At 65.5% G+C, this 22,477-nt stretch carries 20 protein-coding genes; 9 read left to right on the forward strand and 11 right to left on the reverse strand.

Features of this window, described 5'->3' with window-relative positions:
- Window positions 1-78: 78 nt before the first annotated feature.
- Both E3C22_RS04490 and E3C22_RS04495 read right to left on the reverse strand, forming a co-directional pair.
- A complete protein-coding gene (locus E3C22_RS04490) occupies window positions 79-1,674 on the reverse strand; it encodes a serine hydrolase (protein WP_134760599.1) in 1,596 nt (531 codons plus the stop codon).
- Window positions 1,675-1,878: 204 nt separating this feature from the next.
- The gene (locus E3C22_RS04495; RefSeq protein ID WP_167591627.1) at window positions 1,879-3,924 is read right to left on the reverse strand and encodes a DUF4139 domain-containing protein; all 2,046 of its coding nucleotides are present in this window, start codon (window positions 3,922-3,924) and stop codon (window positions 1,879-1,881) included.
- Window positions 3,925-4,086: 162 nt separating this feature from the next.
- Here E3C22_RS04495 and E3C22_RS24390 point away from each other — a divergent pair, with 162 nt between their 5' ends.
- On the forward strand, window positions 4,087-4,368 hold the full coding sequence (locus tag E3C22_RS24390; RefSeq protein ID WP_167591628.1) for a hypothetical protein: 282 nt from the start codon (window positions 4,087-4,089) through the stop codon (window positions 4,366-4,368).
- A 108-nt stretch (window positions 4,369-4,476) separates the two neighbouring features.
- Entirely contained in the window at window positions 4,477-4,890 is a 414-nt protein-coding gene (locus E3C22_RS04500) for a DUF4864 domain-containing protein (protein WP_134760603.1), read from the forward strand.
- Between the two features lie 45 nt (window positions 4,891-4,935).
- Here E3C22_RS04500 and tgt read toward each other — a convergent pair whose 3' ends face one another.
- Window positions 4,936-6,072, reverse strand: a complete 1,137-nt coding sequence (tgt, locus tag E3C22_RS04505; RefSeq protein WP_134760605.1) for a tRNA guanosine(34) transglycosylase Tgt — start codon at window positions 6,070-6,072, stop codon at window positions 4,936-4,938.
- A 221-nt stretch (window positions 6,073-6,293) separates the two neighbouring features.
- On the opposite strand from tgt, the gene E3C22_RS04510 reads away from it, so the two are divergent.
- The gene (locus tag E3C22_RS04510) at window positions 6,294-6,608 is read left to right on the forward strand and encodes a DUF1236 domain-containing protein (protein ID WP_134760607.1); all 315 of its coding nucleotides are present in this window, start codon (window positions 6,294-6,296) and stop codon (window positions 6,606-6,608) included.
- A 73-nt stretch (window positions 6,609-6,681) separates the two neighbouring features.
- Here E3C22_RS04510 and queA read toward each other — a convergent pair whose 3' ends face one another.
- The 4 genes from queA to coaD form a co-directional block, all read right to left on the reverse strand.
- The gene (queA, locus tag E3C22_RS04515) at window positions 6,682-7,776 is read right to left on the reverse strand and encodes a tRNA preQ1(34) S-adenosylmethionine ribosyltransferase-isomerase QueA (protein ID WP_134760609.1); all 1,095 of its coding nucleotides are present in this window, start codon (window positions 7,774-7,776) and stop codon (window positions 6,682-6,684) included.
- Between the two features lie 112 nt (window positions 7,777-7,888).
- Complete coding sequence (locus E3C22_RS04520) at window positions 7,889-8,359, reverse strand: peptidylprolyl isomerase (RefSeq protein ID WP_134760611.1); 471 nt, start codon at window positions 8,357-8,359, stop codon at window positions 7,889-7,891.
- Window positions 8,360-8,476: 117 nt separating this feature from the next.
- Entirely contained in the window at window positions 8,477-9,067 is a 591-nt protein-coding gene (locus E3C22_RS04525) for a peptidylprolyl isomerase (protein WP_134760613.1), read from the reverse strand.
- 27 nt (window positions 9,068-9,094) lie between these two features.
- The gene (gene coaD / locus E3C22_RS04530; protein WP_134760615.1) at window positions 9,095-9,589 is read right to left on the reverse strand and encodes a pantetheine-phosphate adenylyltransferase; all 495 of its coding nucleotides are present in this window, start codon (window positions 9,587-9,589) and stop codon (window positions 9,095-9,097) included.
- Window positions 9,590-9,792: 203 nt separating this feature from the next.
- Here coaD and E3C22_RS24395 point away from each other — a divergent pair, with 203 nt between their 5' ends.
- Entirely contained in the window at window positions 9,793-9,939 is a 147-nt protein-coding gene (locus tag E3C22_RS24395) for a hypothetical protein (RefSeq protein WP_167591629.1), read from the forward strand.
- Window positions 9,940-10,183: 244 nt separating this feature from the next.
- On the opposite strand, the gene gyrA is transcribed toward E3C22_RS24395, so the two are convergent.
- The gene (gene gyrA, locus E3C22_RS04535) at window positions 10,184-12,958 is read right to left on the reverse strand and encodes a DNA gyrase subunit A (RefSeq protein WP_245514791.1); all 2,775 of its coding nucleotides are present in this window, start codon (window positions 12,956-12,958) and stop codon (window positions 10,184-10,186) included.
- Between the two features lie 359 nt (window positions 12,959-13,317).
- On the opposite strand from gyrA, the gene E3C22_RS04540 reads away from it, so the two are divergent.
- On the forward strand, window positions 13,318-13,998 hold the full coding sequence (locus E3C22_RS04540; protein ID WP_167591630.1) for a MarC family protein: 681 nt from the start codon (window positions 13,318-13,320) through the stop codon (window positions 13,996-13,998).
- A gap of 72 nt (window positions 13,999-14,070) precedes the next feature.
- Window positions 14,071-15,066 carry a cation diffusion facilitator family transporter gene (locus tag E3C22_RS04545; protein WP_134760621.1) on the forward strand — a complete coding sequence of 332 codons (996 nt, stop codon included), beginning with the start codon at window positions 14,071-14,073 and terminating at the stop codon, window positions 15,064-15,066.
- A 201-nt stretch (window positions 15,067-15,267) separates the two neighbouring features.
- Here E3C22_RS04545 and ssb read toward each other — a convergent pair whose 3' ends face one another.
- A complete protein-coding gene (gene ssb, locus E3C22_RS04550; RefSeq protein WP_280987486.1) occupies window positions 15,268-15,780 on the reverse strand; it encodes a single-stranded DNA-binding protein in 513 nt (170 codons plus the stop codon).
- Window positions 15,781-16,131: 351 nt separating this feature from the next.
- Here ssb and uvrA point away from each other — a divergent pair, with 351 nt between their 5' ends.
- Complete coding sequence (gene uvrA / locus E3C22_RS04555) at window positions 16,132-19,053, forward strand: excinuclease ABC subunit UvrA (RefSeq protein ID WP_134760625.1); 2,922 nt, start codon at window positions 16,132-16,134, stop codon at window positions 19,051-19,053.
- Window positions 19,054-19,098: 45 nt separating this feature from the next.
- Here uvrA and E3C22_RS04560 read toward each other — a convergent pair whose 3' ends face one another.
- A complete protein-coding gene (locus tag E3C22_RS04560; protein ID WP_206026898.1) occupies window positions 19,099-19,485 on the reverse strand; it encodes a type II toxin-antitoxin system VapC family toxin in 387 nt (128 codons plus the stop codon).
- Window positions 19,482-19,754: a type II toxin-antitoxin system Phd/YefM family antitoxin gene (locus tag E3C22_RS04565; RefSeq protein ID WP_134760627.1), complete on the reverse strand. Its 273-nt coding sequence runs from the start codon at window positions 19,752-19,754 to the stop codon at window positions 19,482-19,484. Before E3C22_RS04565 ends, E3C22_RS04560 begins: the two co-directional genes overlap by 4 nt.
- Before the next feature lie 57 nt (window positions 19,755-19,811).
- Between E3C22_RS04565 and E3C22_RS04570 the strand changes: the two genes are divergently transcribed.
- Together E3C22_RS04570 and E3C22_RS04575 are read left to right on the forward strand one after the other, a co-directional pair.
- A complete protein-coding gene (locus E3C22_RS04570; protein WP_134760629.1) occupies window positions 19,812-20,618 on the forward strand; it encodes a DUF72 domain-containing protein in 807 nt (268 codons plus the stop codon).
- Window positions 20,619-20,839: 221 nt separating this feature from the next.
- Complete coding sequence (locus E3C22_RS04575) at window positions 20,840-22,372, forward strand: acyl-CoA carboxylase subunit beta (protein ID WP_134760631.1); 1,533 nt, start codon at window positions 20,840-20,842, stop codon at window positions 22,370-22,372.
- Window positions 22,373-22,477: the final 105 nt, after the last annotated feature.

Raw genomic sequence — 22,477 nt, forward strand, 5'->3', positions numbered from 1 at the left:
AGCACGGGCGATCTGCCGGACGAGGCTCCTGTCGACGGACCGGCCACCGAAGTCCTGCTGTCGGGCAAGCGGAAGCTCTCAGTGGCGGACGAAGCGCCCGAGTCCCGCCATGTCCAGATAGTCGATCCGCATCTCTTCCGCTCGGCCGCCGTCGCCCATGGTGAAGGCGAGTGTCGCCACGGAGCCGTCCGGCTCGTTTTCCGACCGCGGCTCGAAGGAGAAGACGTTGGCGTCCCGGTGAGTCAGCGGATGCCGCGTCCCGGACGGCCCGAGACTGACGGTCAGGCCGCCGTCGACCACGGCGATGTCGGCGGGTCCGTAATAGACGTTCTCATAGCTGCCGGCATAGGCATCGAGCGCTGCGGCGGGGCGAGGCTCTGCCGGCCAGTTCGCCGCCAGTTTCCGGCCGATCGGCTCGGACAGCTTCGCCATCATCGGGGCAATGAACGCGTACCAGTCGCGCGACGAGCGTCCCGTCTCGACCCGGTCGAGAAACTCCGCGGCGATGGCTTCGGCCGCACCCGACGGGGCCGCATTGGTAAGGACGACGATGCCGAGGTCGAGAGCCGGAACCATGCTGTAATGGGTGGAGGCGCCGATCGCGAAGGCACCGGAGTGGCTCAGCACCACCTGGCCGGCGTCATCGATCCGCACCTCGATTCCATAGCCGTAAAAGCCCGGACGGGCGTCGAGGCTCGATGCCGGAGCGGAAACGACTTCCGCCTGTGCCGCCGCAATGAGCGGCTCCGCCGCGATGATGCGCTGTCCCTCGAACATTCCATCGTCGAGCACCATGATCATCCACCGGGCGAGATCCTCGACGGACGAACTGACCCCGCCGGCCGGCGACTGGGCGTCGGGAAGCCGCTCGGCGAGAGGCCGGTAGCCGTCTGCGGTCCTGGCATGCAGGGTCGCCCGGTCGGGTCTGGCAAGGAAGTCCGCATAGCGACTGCTCGTCGCCTTCATGCCAAGGGGTTCGTAGAGAACCTCCTCCGACAGCGTCGCCCAATCCTTCCCGGCGGCTGCGGCGACCGCCTCCGCCCCGGCCGTCAGGCCGAAATTGGTGTAGGCGTAGTGATCGCGAAATCGGTCGAGAGGCAGAAAGCGGAGCCGTTCCAGCACCGTGCGGCGATCGTAGCCGAGATCCTCGAGCTCATCGCCGGCATGATCCGGCAGCCCGGAACGGTGGCTGAACATGTCGGCGATGGTGACATGCCGCGTGACCCAGGGATCGACGAGTTCGAACCAGGGCAGATGCGACACGATCGGGGTCTCCCAGGCGACATGCCCTTCCCCCACCTCGTGTGCGACGACAGTCGCGGCAATCGATTTCGACAGCGAGGCGATCTGGAACACCGTGCCCGGCGTGACAGGAGCCGCGTCGCCGACCCGCCGAATGCCGAAGCCCTTGGCATGAACGATGCGGCCGTCTCGAACGACGGCAATGGCCAGTCCCGGAACCTCGCTGCGCTCCATGATCCGTCGGACCATCTCGTCGAGGCCGGAGATCGCGGCGTCGATCCGCTCGGCTGGGGATGCCTCGGTCGCGTGAACAGACGCGGTGTCGGCGAGGGTCGGCCCCGGTGTCGCAACCGCAAGCCCCGCGGCGAGGGAAACGACGCCTAGTGCCGTCAAAACCCTGGCGGTGTCGAAACGGACCGGTTCAGGTGGCATGCGTACGCGCTCCGGGTTACGTCGGCGAAAGCCCGCAGGCTTTCAACCTGAAACTATCCCCGCAGCCTATCGCAGCGAAGCAAGTGCCGCGAACGAAAATCCCCCGGCGCGCCGGACGCCGGGGAGACAGAGTAAAGAATTTCTCAACAACCAGAAGGATGCGCCGCGGGGCAAGTTTGGGCGCGGCCTCGTGCGGTCCCTGGATCAGATCTCGGCGATCTTCGCACGCAGACGCGCCTCGACCGCGTCCCGTTGCTCCTTCAGCGAGGCGGACTTTCCGTCGATCGACGAGAGCTGATCCTCCTGCTTCTTCATCATGTCGAGATAGCTGTCGCGCAGATCGCCCGCCCCGACCGCCTTGATGTTCTCGCGGATACGGTCCTGCGCGGCGTAGATATCCGACTTCTGACCGTCCAGCCGGTCGATCTGCCGGTCGAGATCGGTCTTCTCACCCTGGATCTCGGCAATCTCGCGGAGCGCCTCCGCAGTCTTTGGATCGGTCGTTTCGTTGGAGAAGCGCACGAGATCGGACTGCGCCGCATCGACCAGCGCAAAACCCTCGTCCCGGACGAAGCGGGCGGTGGCCTTGATATCGACCGTGCCGCCGGCCGGGATCGTCGCCTCGAGCCGATAGGCGTTCTCGGTCTCGCCGACCCTGTCGTCGGAGATCAGATCCCAGCCGGACAGCTTCGGATGGGAAATCGACAGCTTGCGCTCGTCGCTCGCCGCATTGGCGGCGGAATAGACCGTGTCGCGCTCCTCGATCTGCTTGTAGCGCAGGACGCCGTCGACGACGCGGATTTCGGCGACGCGGCTCTGCGGCTTCTCGGTGGTGTTGACGGTGATCTTGCGGTCGAGGGCGAACTGCACCTGGCGCTCGTCGCCCGATGGTACTGGCAGCAGCGTCGAATCACCGACATAGCCGGACGGATCGTAGACGGTGACGATGCCGGCCGGCAGCGCCGAGCCGGTCTCGTTGTCGAGACGGACCGCCGCGGTCGGATGGATCTCGCCGCGGCCCGGCACGAAGACGGCGATCCGCTCGGCCGGAACCTCGGAATCGACGACCGGCACCGAAAGTGTCGAGCCGGCATCGAGGGTGACCGGCTTCGGCAGCGGATAGGTGACCGAGACGTCGCCCTCCACCGCCTCGCCGACGTCGCTCGCCTCGCCGATCGAGAACTCCGCTGCCTCCGGCACCGGCGCCGCGGCCATCAGATTGTCGGCGAAGGCCGCCGCACCACTGACCGAGCGCGACGCCTTCTGAGCCATGCGGGCCGGGCTCGGCACGGTGCCGCGGTCCGCCTCGGGGATCGACTGACGATCAACGAAGACAGGGACTTCCGGGCGTTCCTTGAAAAACGGATCGAAGAGGTTCTGGCGCAGCGTGACGGGCGAGCCGGAGGACAGCGACACCTTGACCCCGTCCCAGTCCTCGCCGGTGGCGTTCTCGATCACCGCCCAGCTCTGCAGCCGGCCCTTGCCGTCCTTGCCGAGGACGAGACGGTGCGACGACTTCCAGACCGGCGCGGCGACGACATAGTCGAACTCGACGTCGCGCGACCCGGTGCCGTCGACCTTCACCGAGACGAGACGGGTATCGTCCGACAGGCTCTGGGAAAGCGAGGCGGCCGCCTTCTTCAGCTCCTCGGCGGTCTCCTCGTCGAGCACTTGAAGAGAAGTGTCGGCAAAGACCGGCAGCGAGCGGACCTCGCCGGTCTCGGCAAGGATGGTGACGATGGCGACCGGCATCTCGGCCTTGTCGTCGGCGGCGTTGGGTTTTGCCTGGGAGGTTCCGAGTACGGTGCCGGTGACCGATCGCTCGCCCTCGATGCGCACCTTGGCGCCCTTCAGCTTGTTGAGAAGCAGCGCCAGGGAATTGAGGTCCGACGGGCGGAACAGCGCAGCCCGCGACAGTTCCTTGGCATTGACCGAGCCTTCCAGCGAAACCTGGCCGACGCCGCCGCCGGGATTGCGCACGACGAGGCTCTTCAGAACGTCGTTCACCTGGTCGAGCGGCACCTCCATGCCGACCGTCGCCGCACCGGACACCGCCGCCGAGCGGACGATCTCCGCGACGCCGCCGGAGAACAGCACGATCGAGCGGATGTCGCCGGTGCGGGCGGGCGCCGTGGCGTCGGCGGACGTCGCCGCCGCTGCGGCTGCGTTGCTCGTCTGGGCGGCCGAGAGGGCCGTCGTCGCCATGAGCACCGACAGGGTGGCGGCGGTGAACAGAGGAAGTCTGCGCATGTGATCTCCAGTGGACATGAACCTGGACGCTGATCGGCCGACACGATGCCGGCCGGTCGAAACATTCCGAGCCCCGCGCGACTTGTGCCTGCGATTCATGGCGAGTTGAAGAATGGCCGCGACCGAAGCCTGCGGCTTCCGGTTGCGCATCGATGGCGGCACTTGCGGCTTGCCTTCCCTTGGGATCATCCCAATCTTGAGACCATGAGCACCATGATCGAGACTTCCCCCGCCGCCGTCGAAAAGGCCAAGGCCGCCGCGCGTGCCCTGAACGAAGCGCTCCGCGAGGCGGCGCGCGAAAACGTCACCCTGTCGGTAGCCCTCCATTCAGAGCCGATGCATCACGACCGGCCGGGCCCCGAGGTCACCGTCGTCGACGTGACGCATCAGGCCCATCGGGGCGGGCGGCGCCCGGAGGATCTGAACTCCGCGAATGACGACTGAGGCCGTCCCCCCGGACCGCCCCTTCACGCGCATGTGACTGCGCGGCCGGTTCCGTCGCGGCCTCGCGACGTAACTCTTCCCGAATGCCAGCCATCCGGGAGATCATCGATGAGACCTGCCGCCTTCCTTCTCGCCACGTCGCTCGCCTTCGCTGCTCCATCGGTGGCCAGCGCCGACGACGCCGGCGACATCCGCGCGACGATCACCGCACAGCTCGACGCGTTCAATGCCGGCGATGGTGCGGGGGCCTATTCCTACGCGGCGCCGAACATCCAGAAGATCTTTCCGAGCCCCGAGATCTTCATGGGAATGGTCCGCTCCGGCTACGACCCCGTCTATCATTCGAGCAATCCGACCTTCGGCCCGCTGAAGGCCGAGGGCGAAGGATTTCGCCAGGAGGTCAGCATCACCGACCGCAGCGGCAAGAGCTGGGTCGCCAGCTACACGCTGGAGCGCCAGGCCGACGGTTCGATGAAGATCACCAGCTGCACCCTGCGCAAGGGCGACGATGTCGCCGTGTGACGGCTGGTGCCGCGACTCTCCCTCGGCTGAAGCTCGGCAGGCTGGTCAGCCGGCGAGCGCCGGCATGTCGCCCTTCGCCCACGCCTCGGTGACCTCGGCACAGAAGGCGTCGTAGCGCTTCGCTTCGATCGCGGCGCGGATGCCGGCCATCAGCTGCTGGTAATAGGCAAGGTTGTTCCAGGTCAAAAGCATGCCGCCGAGGGATTCGTTGGTCTTAACGAGGTGGTGCAGATAGGCCCGCGAATAGTCGCGCGCGGCCGGGCAGTCGGAGGTCTCGTCCAGCGGTCGGGGATCGTCGGCATGGCGGGCGTTCTTCAGATTAATCTTGCCGAAGCGCGTATAGGCGAGGCCATGGCGCCCTGCCCGCGTCGGCATCACGCAGTCGAACATGTCGATGCCCCGGGCGACGGACTTGATGATGTCGTCCGGCGTGCCGACCCCCATCAGGTAGCGCGGCTTTTCCTGCGGCAGCACCGGCAGCGTCTCGTCGAGGATCGCCAGCATCACCTCCTGCGGCTCGCCGACCGCCAGCCCGCCGACGGCATAGCCCTTGAGGTCCATCGCGGCGAGACGCTCGGCAGAGCGCTGGCGGAGGTCGGCGAGGTCGCCGCCCTGGACGATACCGAACATTGCCTTGCCGGGCTGATCGCCGAAAGCAACCCTGCAGCGCTCGGCCCAGCGCAGCGACAGCTCCATCGCCCGCTCGATCTCAGCGCGTTCCGCCGGCAGACGGATGCATTCGTCGAGCTGCATCTGGATGTCCGAGTCGAGGAGGCCCTGGATCTCGATCGAGCGTTCGGGCGTCAGCGAATGCACCGAGCCGTCGACATGCGAGCGGAAGGTGACGCCGGTCTCGTCGAGCTTTCTCAGCTCGGCGAGCGACATCACCTGGAAGCCGCCGGAATCGGTCAGGATCGGGTGCGGCCAGCGGGCGAAGTCGTGCAGGCCGCCGAGCCGCGCCACCCGCTCGGCGCCGGGCCGCAGCATCAGGTGGTAGACATTGCCGAGGATGATGTCGGCGCCGAGATCGCGCACCTGGTCCAGATACATCGCCTTCACCGTGCCGGCGGTGCCGACCGGCATGAAGGCGGGCGTGCGCACGATGCCGCGCGGCATGGCGATCTCGCCGCGGCGGGCGCGGCCATCCGTCGCAAGGAGGCTGAAGGAGAAGCGTTCGGTCATGGGCGGTTCCGGTAGCGCGGCAAGACGGTGCTGGCAACGTGAAAGCGCGTGACCGTCGTGCCTTTGGCCCGGAACCCGGGCCATCGACCCCGGCGCGTTTGAGGGTAGTGGGATGCTCACGCGATGTTTCGAGACGATTTCATTCGCGATCGTTGATTTGGAACGCCGCGCCCGCGGCCGGTGTTCTTGGGCCGAAGGACGATCCAGAAGAAAGTGGAACGATGAAACGTCTCATTCTCGCTGCCGCCATTGCCGCGGCCCCGGTCGCGGCGCTTGCCCAGACCACGACCACCACGACGACGACCGTCGAGCGGACCGAGCCCGACTACGGCACCATCCGCACCTATGTCACCAAGGAGCACCATGAGTCGTTTGCAGCTCCGGACGGCTTCACCGTGACGACCGGCGCGCCGCTGCCTGAGCCCGTGCCGCTCTACCGCCTGCCCGACGATGTCGGCCCCTATCAGTACGCCGTGGTCGACGGCCACACGGTGCTGGTCGACGAGCAGCGCAACATCGTCAAGATCATCGACTGACCCTTCTCGGTCAGGGGAATGCGCATGGGCGGTGCCGAAAGGCCCCGCCCTTTTCGTATCCGAAGATCGGCGGTCAGAAATCCTGGGGGTCGAGCAGGCAGGCGTCGCCGTAGGAATAGAAGCGATAGCCCGCCTCGATCGCGTGGGCATACGCGGCCCGCATCGTCTCGAGACCCGAAAAGGCCGAGACGAGCATGAACAGGGTCGAGCGCGGCAGGTGGAAGTTGGTCACCAGCCGGTCGACGGCGCGGAATCGGTAGCCCGGCGTGATGAAGATCTCCGTCGGGCCGGCGAAGGGTCGGACGATGCCGTCCTCGCCGGCGGCGCTTTCGAGAAGCCGCAGCGATGTCGTGCCGACGGCGACGAGCCGTCCGCCCGCTTCACGCGCGGCGTTGAGCCGCGTAGCGGTCGCCTCGTCGACATGGCCGATCTCGGCATGCATGCGGTGGTCGGCGGTGTCGTCCGCCTTGACAGGCAGGAAGGTGCCGGCACCGACATGCAGGGTGAGGAACTCGGTTGCGACACCCCGCGCGGCAAAGCGCTCCATCAGCTCCGGGGTGAAATGCAGCCCGGCCGTCGGGGCGGCCACCGCGCCGCTCTCTTTGGCGAAAATCGTCTGATAGTCGCGTCGGTCGGCCTCGTCCTCGGCGCGCTTCGAGGCGATGTAAGGCGGCAGCGGGATATGGCCGATCGCGGCGATCGCCTCGTCGAGCGCCGGCCCGGAAAGCTCGAAGCGCAAGGTCGCCTCGCCGCCCTCGCCCCGCTCTTCGACGCTCGCCACGAGACCGGCCATCAGGCAGGCGGCGTCGCTCTCGGATCCGAAGACGATCCGGTCGCCGGCCTTCACCCGCTTGGCGGGTCGCAGGAACGCCTTCCAGCAGTCTTGCGCCAGCCGCATGTGCAGCGTCGCCTCCACCCGGGCAATCCCCTCGCCGGTGGTCACGCCCTCGCGCCGGCGGGTACCGGAGAGCCGGGCGGGAATGACCCTGGTGTCGTTGAAGACGAGGACGTCGCCGGGGGCAAGCAGATCCGGCAGGTCGCCGATCGTGTGGTCGGCGAGCCGGCCGCCCGAGCCGACATGAAGACACCGTGCCGCTTCCCGCGGCACGGCGGGCCGAAGGGCGATGCGCTCCTCCGGCAGATCGAAGTCGAAGAGATCGACGCGCATCGTCCTGCATGCGTTTCCGCTCGCGCATGGCCCGGTGGCCGAAACTGGCGTTCCGGACCATGCGTCTTGGAAAGAAAGATCCAGGCGGGATCGCCACGATCCCGCCTGGGCGTCAGAGGTCGGCTGCCACCCGCATGGTGGTGATCTGGTCGGGATCGCGCACCGGCTCGCCGCGCTTGATCTGATCGACCACGTCCATGCCCTCGATGACCTCGCCCCACACCGAATACTGCTTGTTCAGCCAGGGGGCCTCTTCGAAGCAGATGAAGAACTGCGAATTCGCCGAGTTGGGATTGGCCGTGCGTGCCGCCGAGACCGTGCCGCGCTTGTGCGGCTCGGTGGAGAATTCGGCGGCAAGGTCGGGCTTGTCCGAACCGCCCGACCCGGTGCCGGTCGGATCGCCGGTCTGCGCCATGAAGCCGTCGATCACCCGGTGGAAGACGACGCCGTCATAGAAGCCTTCGCGGGCGAGCTCCTTGACCCGTGCGACGTGGTTGGGAGCGAGATCAGGCCGCAGCTTGATCACCACCTTGCCCTTGGTGGTTTCCAGAACCAGCGTGTCTTCGGGGTTGTCGTAAGCCAATTTGACGTCCTCTTGCTTCCGTCGTCTTGCCGGACCGCGCCCCGGTCCGGCATCGATTCCGGTTGTTTGGGCGCTTTCGAAACAAACCGCAAGAGCGCGCCGCCCGATCGCCCGAGGCTATTTTCCGTCAGCCGCGACCCGGACCTTCAACATCTTGTCCGGATTGGTCACCGCACCGTTCTGCTGTGCGTCACCCTTCTTGATCTTGTCGACGACGTCCATGCCGCCGACGACATCGCCGACGATGGTGTACTGCCCGTCGAGGAAGTCGCCGTCGGCCAGCATGATGAAGAACTGCGAATTGGCCGAGTTCGGATCCTGCGCCCGGGCCATCCCAACGGTGCCGCGGTCGAAGGTCTCCTGCGAGAACTCCGCCTTGAGGTCCGGCTTGCTGGAGCCGCCCATGCCGGCGCGGCTCGGATCGAAGGCCTTGCCGCCTTCCTTGCCGAATTCGACGTCGCCGGTCTGCGCCATGAAGCCGTCGATCACCCGGTGGAAGACGACATTGTCATAGGCGTGCTCGCGGGCGAGTTCCTTGATGCGGGCGACATGGTTCGGCGCGAGATCCGGCCGAAGCTGGATGTCGATCTCGCCGTCCTTTGTCATGATGACCAGCGTATTGTCGGGACTGGTCTTCGGCGCGGAATAGGCCGGCAGTGTTGAGACGGACATGCCGGCCGCCAACGCGAGCATTGCAACGAATTTCATGGTGACCCCCAAATCCTTTCCGGATCGCTATTGCGGATCGCGCTTCCCCCTGATCGCCTCAGCGACATGAGCCGGAACGAAACGCGAAACGTCCCCGCCCATTGCCGCGATCTGGCGAACCAATGTGGCGGTAATGGGCCTGGTCTCGGGAGTCGCGGGGAAAAACAGAGTCGCCACCTCGGGCCGCATGGCGCCGTTCATGCCGGCCATCTGCATTTCGTAGTCGAGATCGGTACCGTCGCGCACGCCCCGCACCAGCGCCACCGCCCCGGCTTCGCCCGCCGCCTCGACCACCAGTCCGTCGAACGGCACCACCGACACGACGGCCGCCTGATTAATCCCGTCCACCGCCCGGCGGATCAGTTCGGCCCGCTCCTCGAAGGAGAACAGCGGCTTCTTGGCGGGATGGACGCCGATGCCGACGACGATCTCGTCGAAGATCCGCATGGCCTGATCGAGCACGGCGAGGTGGCCGTTGGTCAGCGGATCGAAGGACCCAGGATAGAACGCCCGCCTGGTCATGGATGTCGCCTCTTCACGTCGGTTTCAGCGCTCACGCGAAAGTTGATTGGCTTTGAGACGAGCCGATACACACTTTTTTCGCGATCGACCCGCAGGATGATCATTCGGCGCCGCGATGCAATGAGAGTTTCGAAGGCGCCAACGGTCGAATTTGGAACAAATTGGATCGGATGCCGTTGTCGGGTCAAAATGGAGATGCGCACATGCTGATGATCGCTTTGTCGATGACCATGGTCCTGACTCTCGCGACGGCCACCGCGATCGCGCTCAACGAGGAACGCGAGGACGCCAGGGTCAAGGTGTTGGCGAAGAAGCGGAGCGGCTTCGGCTCTTCCTCCGACTACCGCTGAAGCGGGCCCGCCGGCTTTCCAACGGAGATTTTGCGCCGGCTGCGACTGCACCGGTCGATGTGGAGGACCCGCGGCATCGGCCGAATCCCGAGGGTTGCAGTGAACATTCGGGCCGGCAGCTGATTGAAACGACAAAGGCGAGCCACGGGGCTCGCCTTTTTCATGTCTGCAGGTCGGTGGCGTCAGCTGAGAGCCGGTGCGCCCGGTCCGGCGAGGCAGACCTCGCCGGCTGCGGCGCGTCGCCTCAGTCGTCGGAATCGTCCGATCCGTCACCGGTGGGGTTGTCCGGCGCCTCACCGGCATCGCCCTCGGGGCCGGGCAGGTCTGATGGATCAGACGGATCGGAAAGATCGCCCTCGGCCTCGCCCGCCTCGTCGCCGCCCTGGTCTGGAATGCGCTCGACCGAAACGACCCGTTCGCCTTCGGCGGTGCGGAAGATCGTCACGCCGCCGGTAGAGCGGCCCTTCATTCCGATCCCGTCGATCGGCACGCGGATGACCTGACCGCGATCGGTGACCAGCAGCAGCTGATCCTCGCTCTCGACCGGGAAGCCGGCGACCAGTTGGCCGAGTTTGTCTAGACGGTTGGTGTCGGTGGCGCGGATGCCCTTGCCGCCGCGCCCGGAGGTGCGGAATTCGTAGGACGATGAGCGCTTGCCGTAGCCATATTCGGAAATGGTGAGGATGAACTCCTCCTTCGCTCCGAGTTCGCCGTACCGCTCCGGATCGATCGCGACGTCCTCGACGCCCTCCTCCTCGACGCTAGGCGCATCGCCGCCACCATCACCGTTGGCTTCGCCTTCGACCGCACGGCGCGTCTTCAGATAAGAGGCGCGCTCGGCCGGTGTCGCGTCGACATGGCGCAGGATCGCCATCGAGACGACGGTCTCGCCCTTGCCGAGCGAGATGCCCCGGACACCGACGGAATTGCGCCCGGCAAAGACGCGCACATCCGTCGTCGAGAAGCGGATGCACTGGCCCGAGGAGGCCGTCAGCAGGACGTCGTCGTCCTCCGTGCAGGTGGCGACGGCAAGAATCTCGTCGCCCTCCTCGTCGAGCTTCATGGCGATCTTGCCGTTGCGGTTCACCTGGACGAAATCCGACAGCTTGTTGCGCCGGACGGTGCCACGGGTAGTCGCGAACATGACGTTCAGCCGCTCGGCGGCGGCCGGATCGCTCGGCAGCGGCAGGATCGAGGTGATCCGCTCGTCCTTTTCCAGCGGCAAAAGGTTGATCAGCGCCTTGCCGCGCGACTGGGGCGTTGCCAGCGGCAGCCGCCAGACCTTCTCTTTGTAGACAATGCCGCGTGACGAGAAGAACAGGACCGGCGTATGGGTGTTGGCGACGAACAGCCGCGTCACCGAATCCTCGTCGTTCTTCAGCGACATGCCGGATCGGCCCTTGCCGCCGCGGCGCTGCGCCCGGTAGGTCGCGAGCGGCACGCGCTTGATGTAGCCGGTATGGGTGACGGTGACGACCATGTCCTCGCGCGGGATCAGGTCCTCGTCGTCCATGTCGGCCGCGCCCTCGCTGAGCTCGGTGCGGCGCGGCGTCGCGAATTCCTCGCGGATGGCGATGAGCTCGTCCTTGATGATCTCCCTGACCCGGGTGCGGGAGGAGAGGATCTCGAGATATTCGCGGATCTCGGCGCCGATCTTGTTCAGCTCGTCGCCGATCTCGTCGCGGCCGAGCGCCGTCAGCCTCTGCAGGCGGAGGTCGAGGATGGCGCGGGCCTGCGTTTCGGAGAGCCGATAGGTGCCCTCCTCGGAAATGCGATGGCGCGGATCGTCGATCAGCCGGATCAGCGGCGCGACGTCCTTGGCGTCCCATTCGCGGGTCATCAGCTGCTCGCGCGCCGTCGCCGGGTCCGGCGCCTCGCGGATCAGCTTGATCACGGCGTCGATATTGGCAACGGCGATGGCGAGACCGACCAGTACGTGAGCCCGCTCGCGCGCCTTGCGCAGCAGATATTTGGTCCGCCGGTTGACCACCTCCTCGCGGAAGGCGACGAAGGCCGACAGCATGTCGGGCAGCGTCAGCTGCTCCGGCTTGCCGCCGTTCAGCGCCACCATGTTGGCGCCGAAGGAGGTCTGCAGCGGGGTGAAGCGGTACAGCTGGTTGAGGACGACGTCGGAGGAGGCGTCGCGCTTCAGCTCGATGACGACCCGGTAGCCGTCGCGATCACTCTCGTCGCGGATGTCGGAGATGCCCTCGATGCGCTTGTCGCGCACCAGATCGGCCATCTTCTCGATCATCGATGCCTTATTCACCTGATAGGGAACCTCGGTGACGATGATCGCCTCGCGTTCGCCGCGCACCGTTTCCGTATGCACCTTGCCGCGCATCAGGATCGAGCCGCGCCCGGTCGAATAGGCCGACATGATGCCGGCCCGGCCGAGCACCAGGGCGCCGGTCGGGAAATCCGGGCCGGGGATGATCTCGACCAGTTCCTCCAGCGTGATCGCCGGATTGTCGATCATCGCGATGGTGCCGTCGATCACCTCGCCGAGATTGTGCGGCGGAATGTTGGTCGCCATGCCGACGGCGATACCGCCGGAGCCGTTGACGAGGAGATTGGGGAACCGCGCCGGCAGGACCACCGGCTCCATCTCGCGGCCGTCGTAATTCTCCTGGAAATCGACCGTTTCCTTGTCGATGTCCTCAAGCATCGGATCGGCGATCTTCTGCAGGCGGCACTCGGTGTAGCGCATCGCCGCCGGCGGATCGCCGTCGATCGAACCGAAATTGCCCTGGCCGTCGATCAGCGGCGCGCGCAGCGACCAGTCCTGCGCCATGCGCACCAGCGCATCGTAGATCGCCGAATCGCCGTGGGGATGGAACTTACCCATCACCTCGCCGACGACACCGGCCGACTTGCGGTAGGACTTGGTGGAATTCAGCCCCATCTCGTGCATGGCGTAGAGGATACGCCGATGCACCGGCTTCAGGCCGTCGCGCACGTCGGGCAGCGCGCGACTGACGATCACGCTCATGGCGTAATCGAGATAGCTGCGCTGCATCTCGTCGATGATGGAGATGGAATCGATGCCGCTGCCCGGCCCTGTGGGCGGCGGCGGCGTGTTGTCGTCTTCTTCTGCCAAGAAAAAGTTGTCCTGATCGGCCTGTTCTGTCGGCTCCGCTATAGCGCGCCGGGCCCCAAAGAGCAAATCGGAGCGCCCTCGGGAGGCGTCCGTTTGCTCAGCGATAACAACGGATTACCCGGACCGGCAAAGAAACTTCGAAAGCCCTTTGTGGCAATCGCGTATCGGGGCATGGTCGAGGCCCGAATCGTCCAGTCGCGCGCTTTGTCGGAGGATCCTCTGACTGGCAGCTTTGCCCGAAGCTGCTAGGCAGCTGCAATCATCTCCGTGCAAGGGTCTTGCCGATGTTCGATGTCATGCTCAACGACTTCATCACCCTCTTCGTGATCCTCGATCCCCTCGGCCTGGTGCCGATCTTCCTTGCCCTGACGGCCGGCTACACCGTTGCCCAACGGCGGGCCATCGCTCTTCGCGCCTCCCTGCTGACCCTTGCCATCCTCGTCCTCTTCGCCGTGACGGGCCTTGCCGTGCTCAACGCGCTCGGCATCACGCTCGGCGCCTTCCGGCTGGCTGGCGGACTCTTCCTGTTCTTCATCGGCTTCGAACTCGTCTTCGAGCGGCGTTCGGAGCGCAAGCGCAAAAGCGCCAGCCAGGCGGCCGAAGAACATGACGCCGGCGACCAGGACGACGGCGACATCGCCGCCTTCCCCCTGGCGATCCCGCTGATGGCCGGTCCGGGCGCCATCTCGGCGGCGATCCTCCTTTCCGGCAACACGCAAGGATTTGCTGGAATGGCGGCGCATATCAGCGTCATCTTTGCGGCGGTCCTCGCGACATTCGCCTTCCTCGCCGTCGCCCACCAACTCGACCGCTTTCTCGGCCCGACCAGCCGGGCGGTCATCTCGCGGCTTCTCGGCGTCCTGCTCGCCGCCCTCGCCGTGCAGTTCGTGGCAGACGGTGCGGCAGCCCTGTTCCATTCCAGCGCCTTCCTTGTGGCGCCAGCCACCAGCGTCGGGTAATCGGCAAGCTGCCGCGACGAAACATTTCGCCGCCTGCCGTGTTGTGTCCCGATCACGACAAGGAGAGACTGCATGTCGGAAGCCGCGCAAGAAACTGACAGCTCCAGCAACTCCGAGGGTAGCAAGGGCGCAGTCATTGCAGCGGCCGGCGCAAATCTCGCCATCGCGGTGACCAAGTTCGTCGCCGCCGCCTTCACCGGATCGTCGTCGATGCTCGCCGAGGGGATCCACTCGGTGATCGACACCGCCAATCAGGGCTTTCTGCTAATCGGCCTCTCCCGGTCGAAGAAGCCCGCCGACAAGAAGCACCCCTTCGGTTACGGCGCCGAGGTCTATTTCTGGTCGTTCCTCGTCGCTATCTTCCTGTTTGCGATGGGCGCCGGCTTCTCGACCTATGAGGGCGTCATCGGCCTGATGTCCGGGGGCGAGAGCGAGCTGACCTCGCCGCTGATCGCCCTCGGCGTTCTCTTCCTCGCCTTCTGTTTCGAAGGCTATTCCTGGTCGGTAGCGTTCCGGGAATTCCAGAACCGGCGGCGCGGCGAAGGGCTGTTTCGCGATTTCCGCAACATGAAGGACCCGTCGATCTTCGTCGTTTTGTTCGAGGACACCGCCGCCTGTATCGGCATCGTCATCGCCGCGGCAGGCGTCGGCCTCTCCTGGGCGACGGGCATCCACATCTTCGACGCCATCGGGTCGCTGCTGATCGGCGTGCTGCTCGGCGTCACCGCCGTGCTTCTTGCGATCGAGGTGAAGAGCCTTTTGATCGGCGAGGCCGCGGGTCCGGAGATCGAGGCCTTCGTCCGTGACGACCTTGGCTCCCACGCCGAGATTTCCGCCATCAACGAGATGCGGACGCTTCACCTCGGCCCGTCGGACGTCCTTCTGACGCTCAGCGTCGACTTCAAGGACGACGTCGTTTCCCAGCGGATCGAGGCGATCGTCAGCGAGACAGAACGGCGGATCCGCGAAAAGTTCTCGATCGTGCGCAAGGTCTATGTCGAGGTGCAGTCGCAGTCCGGCCACCGGACGCTTGCCAAGAAGGACGCCGACGACCATCCGGTAGAGTGACGCCGCCGGACCAGCCATCCTCGACGCCGGCGGCAGAGGGGCGCAAGAGCTGCCGAAGAGGGGCAGCGGTGCCGCCGGCGGTCAGGCCCGAGCTGCCGCGACGGACCGGGCGCCGGCGATCCCGGCGAAACCGGATTGACGGCATCGACGTCGACTGAGACTGACGCAAGCCCTCACGGCCGGCCCTGCGCTACCGGCGCCTCAGAACGGAATCTCGTCGTCGAGATCGTTGGAGCGACCGCCGCCATAGTCGCGATCCCGGTCGCCGCCGCCACCACCACGGTCTGACGCGCCGCGATCGTAACCGCCACCGCCGCCGCCGCCCCGGTAGCCGCCGCCGCCTTCGCCGCCGCCGCTGTCACCACGGCCGCCGAGCATCTGCATTTCACCGCGGAAGCGCTGCAGCACCACCTCGGTCGTATAGCGCTTCTGGCCCGACTGATCGTCCCAGGAACGGGTCTGCAACTGGCCCTCGATATAGACCGTCGAGCCTTTCTTCAGATATTGCTCGGCGACCTTCACGAGGTTCTCGTTGAAGATGACGACGTTGTGCCATTCGGTGCGCTCACGGCGCTCGCCGGAAGACTTGTCACGCCAGTTCTCGGACGTCGCGATCCTGAGATTGGCGACGGCATCGCCGGAATTTAGCCGGCGGATTTCGGGATCGGCACCGAGATTGCCGACCAGGATGACCTTGTTGACGCTTCCCGCCATCATCGTACTCCAAAATTCACGAAAATTCTTGGCTCGACCCTAGACGAGCCGCCTGGCGGGCGAAAGCCGACGGGAGCTCCCGTCCCCATCTTCCACCGAGTGTTCGCACCCGCGGCCCCGCGCCGCTCGCGGATCCCCGGACGACTCTCGGATCCCCCTACGGCTCGCTCGAAACTTCCTGCAAAGACGCCCTTGCGCAATCGTCAGACGAGCGTATAGAACAAACGCGGAACACGCAAGAGGCGAGTCGGCAAATTTCCTTTCGCAGCTGCAGCGGCTTGGAGTCCGCCGGAGCGAGTCTTAAGTAGTGCCCTGCCCCAGCCAGACACAGTAGACGGACCGGCGGATTTCATGGCCGAATTGAAGACGATCTCCATTCGCGGCGCGCGCGAGCACAATCTGAAGGGCGTCGATCTCGACCTGCCCCGCGACAAGCTCATCGTCATGACCGGCCTCTCGGGCTCGGGCAAATCGTCGCTCGCCTTCGACACGATCTATGCGGAGGGGCAGCGCCGCTACGTCGAAAGTCTTTCGGCCTATGCCCGGCAGTTTCTCGAGATGATGCAGAAGCCGGATGTCGATCAGATCGACGGCCTGTCGCCGGCGATCTCGATCGAACAGAAGACGACGTCGAAGAACCCTCGGTCGACCGTCGGCACGGTCACCGAGATCTACGACTATCTGCGGCTGCTTTTCGCCCGGGTCGGCATTCCCTATTCGCCGGCGACGGGCCTGCCGATCGAGAGCCAGACGGTCAGCCAGATGGTGGACCGGGTTCTGGCCCTCGAGGAAGGCACGCGGCTTTATCTGCTCGCGCCGATGATCCGCGGCCGCAAGGGCGAGTACCGCAAGGAGCTGGCAGAGCTGCAGAAGAAGGGCTTCCAGCGGGTCAAGATCGACGGCGAGTATCACGAGATCGCCGATGCGCCGGCGCTCGACAAGAAGTACAAGCACGACATCGACGTGGTGGTCGACCGCATCGTGGTGCGCGAGGACATGAAGTCGCGCCTCGCCGATTCGATCGAGACGGCGCTCGGCCTGGCTGACGGCCTTGCCGTCGCGGAATTCGCCGACAAGCCGCTGCCGAAGGACCGCCTCGCCGATGCCGGTGCCAACCGCAACAAGAACGAGACCCACGAGCGGCTGCTGTTTTCGGAAAAGTTCGCCTGCCCGGTCTCGGGCTTCACCATCCCCGAGATCGAGCCGCGGCTGTTCTCCTTCAACAATCCCTTCGGCGCCTGCTCGACCTGTGACGGTCTCGGCTCGCAGCAGGCTGTGGACCCCAAGCTGATCGTGCCGAACGAGGCGCTGACGCTGAAGGCCGGCGCCATTGCGCCCTGGGCGAAATCCACCTCGCCCTATTACGGCCAGACCCTCGACGGCCTCGGCAGGGCCTATGGCTTCAAGCAGACGGACCGCTGGTTGGAGCTTTCGGAAAAGGCCAAGGAGGCGATCCTCTACGGCACCGGCCGCGAGAAGATCGAGTTCCGCTATCGTGACGGCATCCGCTCCTATACGACGACCAAGACCTTCGAGGGCGTCGTCAACAATCTCTCGCGCCGCTGGAAGGAGACCGACTCGGCTTTCATGCGCGAGGAGATCGAGCGCTTCATGTCGGCGACGCCCTGCCCGGCCTGCAACGGCTACCGGCTGAAGCCGGAGGCGCTGGCGGTGAAGATCGCCGGCCGGCATATCGGCGAAGTCACCGAACTGTCGATCCGCCATGCCGCCGAGTGGTTCGAGACGCTGCCCGGCGAAATGAGCGACAAGCAGAACGAGATTGCCGTTCGCATCCTCAAGGAGATCCGCGAGCGGCTGAAGTTTCTCAACGACGTCGGTCTCGACTACCTGACCCTCTCCCGCTCCTCCGGAACCCTGTCCGGCGGCGAGAGCCAGCGGATCCGGCTCGCCTCGCAGATCGGCTCCGGCCTGACCGGTGTCCTCTACGTGCTCGACGAGCCATCGATCGGCCTGCACCAGCGCGACAACGCCCGGCTCCTGGAGACGCTGAAACACCTGCGCGACATCGGCAACACGGTGATCGTCGTCGAGCATGACGAGGACGCGATCCTCTCCGCCGACCACGTCGTCGACATCGGCCCGGCCGCCGGCGTCCATGGCGGCGAGGTGATCGCCTCGGGAACGCCCGGCGAGATCATGGCGCATCCGAAATCGCTGACCGGGCGCTATCTCTCCGGCGATCTCGGCGTGCCTGTTCCGGAAAAGCGACGCAAGGCGGCGAAGAACAAGCGGCTGAAGGTGGTCGGCGCGCGGGGCAACAACCTCAAGAACGTCACAGCCGAGCTGCCGCTCGGCGTGTTCTCCTGCGTCACCGGCGTCTCCGGCGGCGGCAAGTCGACCTTCCTGATCGAGACGCTGTTCAAGGCGGCCTCGCGCCGCATCGCCAACGGCCGGGACATTCCGGCCGAGCACGACCGCATCGAGGGGCTGGAGCTGCTCGACAAGGTGATCGACATCGACCAGTCGCCGATCGGCCGCACCCCGCGGTCCAATCCGGCGACCTATACCGGCGCCTTCACACCGATCCGCGACTGGTTTGCCGCGCTGCCCGAAGCCAAGGCAAGAGGCTATCAGCCGGGCCGCTTCTCCTTCAACGTCAAGGGCGGGCGCTGCGAGGCCTGCCAGGGCGACGGCGTCATCAAGATCGAGATGCACTTCCTGCCCGACGTCTACGTCACCTGCGACGTCTGCAAGGGCAAACGGTACAATCGCGAGACTCTGGAGGTGACCTTCAAGGAGAAGTCGATCGCCGACGTCCTCGACATGACGGTGGAGGAAGGCGTCAGCTTCTTCTCGGCAGTGCCGGCGGTGCGCGACAAGCTGGTGACGCTGAACGAGGTCGGCCTCGGCTACATCAAGATCGGCCAGCAGGCGACGACGCTGTCCGGCGGCGAGGCGCAGCGCGTCAAGCTCGCCAAGGAGCTGTCGCGCAAGGCCACCGGCAAGACGCTGTATATCCTCGACGAGCCGACGACGGGCCTGCATTTCCACGACGTCGCCAAGCTGCTCGAGGTGCTGCACGACCTCGTCGACCGCGGCAATACGGTGGTGGTGATCGAGCACAATCTCGAAGTCATCAAGACCGCCGACTGGCTGATCGACATCGGCCCCGAAGGCGGCGACGGCGGCGGCGAGATCGTCGCCACCGGCACGCCCGAGGACGTCGTCAAGGCCAAGCGTTCTTACACGGGGCAGTTCCTGCGGGAGCTGCTGGAGCGCCGGCCGCGGGTGAAGAAGGAAGCGGCGGAGTAGATTTTTTCGCCCATTGTCGTGGAGACGACACTAGGAGATCACGCTCTACCAGAGTCGAGCGACGCCGAAGTCATCGAATGCCGTGTCGCAGGAGACGACGGCGAGCGAGCCAGTGATCGCCTGTGCCGCAAGAAGGCGATCGAACGGGTCTCTGTGTGTGCCAGGCATCTGACCGGCAAGGAGGGCATGAACATGCGTGATGTCGAGGCGAGAGAAACGTCCCGCTGCGATGATCTCGTCAAACGTATCGACGATCTCACGCGCGAGTTCCAGCTTTCCGATCCGGACCTTATTGGCGATCTCATAAGCCGTGACTGCACTGACATGACGAACGGTTTCGCCGTTGTCGATCGCGGACTTGGCATTCACGCTCAGGCGCGGATCGGCAGTGAGCCACCAGAGAAACGCGTGCGAGTCGAGAAGGATACTCACTCGCCGTTGTCGCCTGGGAACGAATATTTGCCCTCCCATGCGGCGAGTTCGTCTTCGGACATCGGCTGGAGAAAAAGATCGGACGGGATCTTGTCACGAAGATGCGCCAGCGCCCCGTAGCCACGGACCTTCGGTTTATCGGCCTCGACACGGACCAGTCGAGCAACCGGTTCATCGCCGCGGGCAATCACGATCTCCTCGCCGGCCTGGACCCGTTCGAGCAAGTTTGCGAGATCGGATTTCGCCTTTTGTACGCTCACCACCGCCATGACGTTCTCCTTCGCATGTGAAATATAACTGCAGTAGGCATTACCGACAATCGAGAGATGATCATGACCGGCACAATCCGAACCGGCATCGGCGGCTGGACCTTCGATCCCTGGAACGAGTCCTTCTATCCGTCTGACCTGCCGAAGAAGCGGCAGCTGGAATATGCCGGGTCGAAGCTTTCGACGATCGAAGTCAACGGCACCTTCTATCGCAGTCAGACGCCGGCGACCTTCGCCAAATGGGCGAGCGAGGTGCCGGAGGGTTTTGTCTTCTCGCTGAAGGCGCCGCGCTTTGCGGTGAACCGCAGGGTGCTCGCCGAGGGCGGCGAATCGATCGAGCGCTTCGCCCAATCCGGCATTGCCGAGCTCGGCGACCATCTCGGCCCGATCCTCTGGCAGTTCGCCGCGACGAAGCAGTTCGATCCGGAGGATTTCGACGGGTTTCTCGCCCTCCTGCCGAAATCCGTCGGCGGCGTGCCGCTGCGCCATGTCGTCGAGCCGCGTCACGAAAGCTTCGTTGCTCCCGAGTTCGTCGATCTTTGCCGCAAGGCCGGCGTCGCGATCGTCTGCGCCGACAGCGGCGAGCATCCGCAGATCGCCGACGTGACCGCCGATTTCGTCTATCTCAGGCTGCAGCGCGGGGACGAGGCCGTCGAGACCTGCTATCCGCCCGCGGCCCTGGACGACTGGGCGAACCGGCTACGGACGTTTGCCGAAGGAGGCGAGCCTTCCGACCTTCGCAAGGCCGATCCGGACCGGATGCCCGACAAGACACCCCGCGACGTCTTCGCCTATTTCATCCGCTCCGGCAAACCACGGGCCCCGCATGGCGCGATGGCGCTGATGGACAGGCTGTCTCGCTGACACGTCAGGCCGATGCCCCATTGCGGCGGCCGGTGCGTTGGGAATGAACGCCGCCGCTGCCGGCAAAACCCGTGATCTCGGCAGTCTCCCAACTCGCTGGCGGCGACGCCGATGCTGGACTTCGCAGCCCATGCCTGCATGTTACCCGAGGTCTCGCCTATCCGAGTCTCCTCGCGACGCTCACCGGCGATGGCCGGAATTGGGAAGGATTCGGGGGGCCAATGCTAGACATCATCCAGCAACTCGAAGGGCGCCGCCAGGAGGCCCGGCTCGGTGGCGGCGAAAAGCGCATCGCCGCCCAGCACGGCAAGGGCAAACTCACGGCCAGAGAGCGCATCGACGCACTGCTCGACCCCGGCTCCTTCGAGGAATACGACACCTTCAAGACTCACCGCTCCACCGACTTCGGCATGGAGGCCCAGCAAATCCCCGGCGACGGCGTCGTCACCGGCTGGGGCACCATCAGCGGCCGCCCGACCTATGTCTTCTCCCAGGATTTCACCGTCTTCGGTGGCTCGCTCTCTGAGACCCATGCCGAAAAAATCTGCAAGATCATGGACCTCGCCGTCCAGAACGGCGTGCCGCTGATCGGGCTGAACGATTCCGGCGGCGCGCGCATCCAGGAGGGTGTCGCCTCGCTCGGCGGCTATGCCGAAGTGTTCTGGCGAAATGTCCAGGCGTCGGGCGTCATCCCGCAAATTTCCGTCATCATGGGCCCCTGCGCTGGCGGCGCCGTCTATTCCCCGGCGATGACCGACTTCGTCTATATGGTCCGCGACACGTCCTACATGTTCGTCACCGGGCCGGACGTGGTGAAGACCGTCACCGGCGAGGTGGTGACGGCGGAAGAACTCGGCGGCGCGGGCACCCATTCGAAAAAAAGCTCGGTGGCAGACGGCGCCTTCGAGAACGATGTCGAGGCGCTCGCCGAAATGCGACGGCTGTTCGCTTTCCTGCCGCTGTCCTCCCGCGACAAGCCGCCGGTCTACGAGACCCATGACGACCCGGCCCGGCTGGAAAAATCCCTCGACACGCTCGTTCCCGATAATGCCAACAAGCCCTACGACATGGGCGAGCTGATCGAGAAGATCGCCGACGAGGGCGACGTCTACGAGATCCAGAAGGACTTCGCTCCGAACATCGTCACCGCCTTCGTCCGGCTCAACGGTTCGACCGTCGGGATTGTCGCGAACCAGCCGATGGTGCTCGCCGGCTGCCTCGATATCGACGCGGCGCGGAAGGCCGCGCGCTTCGTGCGCTTCTGCGACGCCTTCAACATTCCGATCCTGACCCTCGTCGACGTGCCGGGCTTCCTGCCCGGCGTCTCCCAGGAACTCGGCGGCATCATCAAGCACGGCGCCAAGCTGCTCTTCGCCTATGCCGAAGCGACGGTGCCGAAGGTCACCGTCATCACCCGCAAGGCCTATGGCGGCGCCTATGACGTGATGGCGTCCAAGCACATCCGCGCCGATGTGAACTACGCCTGGCCGAGCGCCCAGATCGCGGTCATGGGCGCCAAGGGCGCAGCGGAGATCATCCACCGCAAGGATGCCGGCGACGCCGAGAAGCTGGCCGAGCACACCCGGGAATACGAGGACCGCTTCGCCAACCCCTTCATCGCAGCCCAGCGCGGCTTCGTCGACGAGGTGATCATGCCGCATTCGACGCGGCGGCGGGTGATCCGCGCCTTCGAGATGCTGAAGACCAAGGACGTTGCCGCGCCGAAGCGCAAGCACGACAACATCCCGCTCTGATCCTGCCGCCGCTGCGCGGATCAGCGAACGCAGCGTCACGGCTCGCCAATGTCCGGCGGCTCGATATCTTCCCTTCACCGGCGCCAGACGCCGCGTCCGATTCTC

Origin of the sequence: Jiella endophytica, from assembly GCF_004519335.1 — a bacterium.
GTDB lineage: Bacteria > Pseudomonadota > Alphaproteobacteria > Rhizobiales > Rhizobiaceae > Jiella > Jiella endophytica.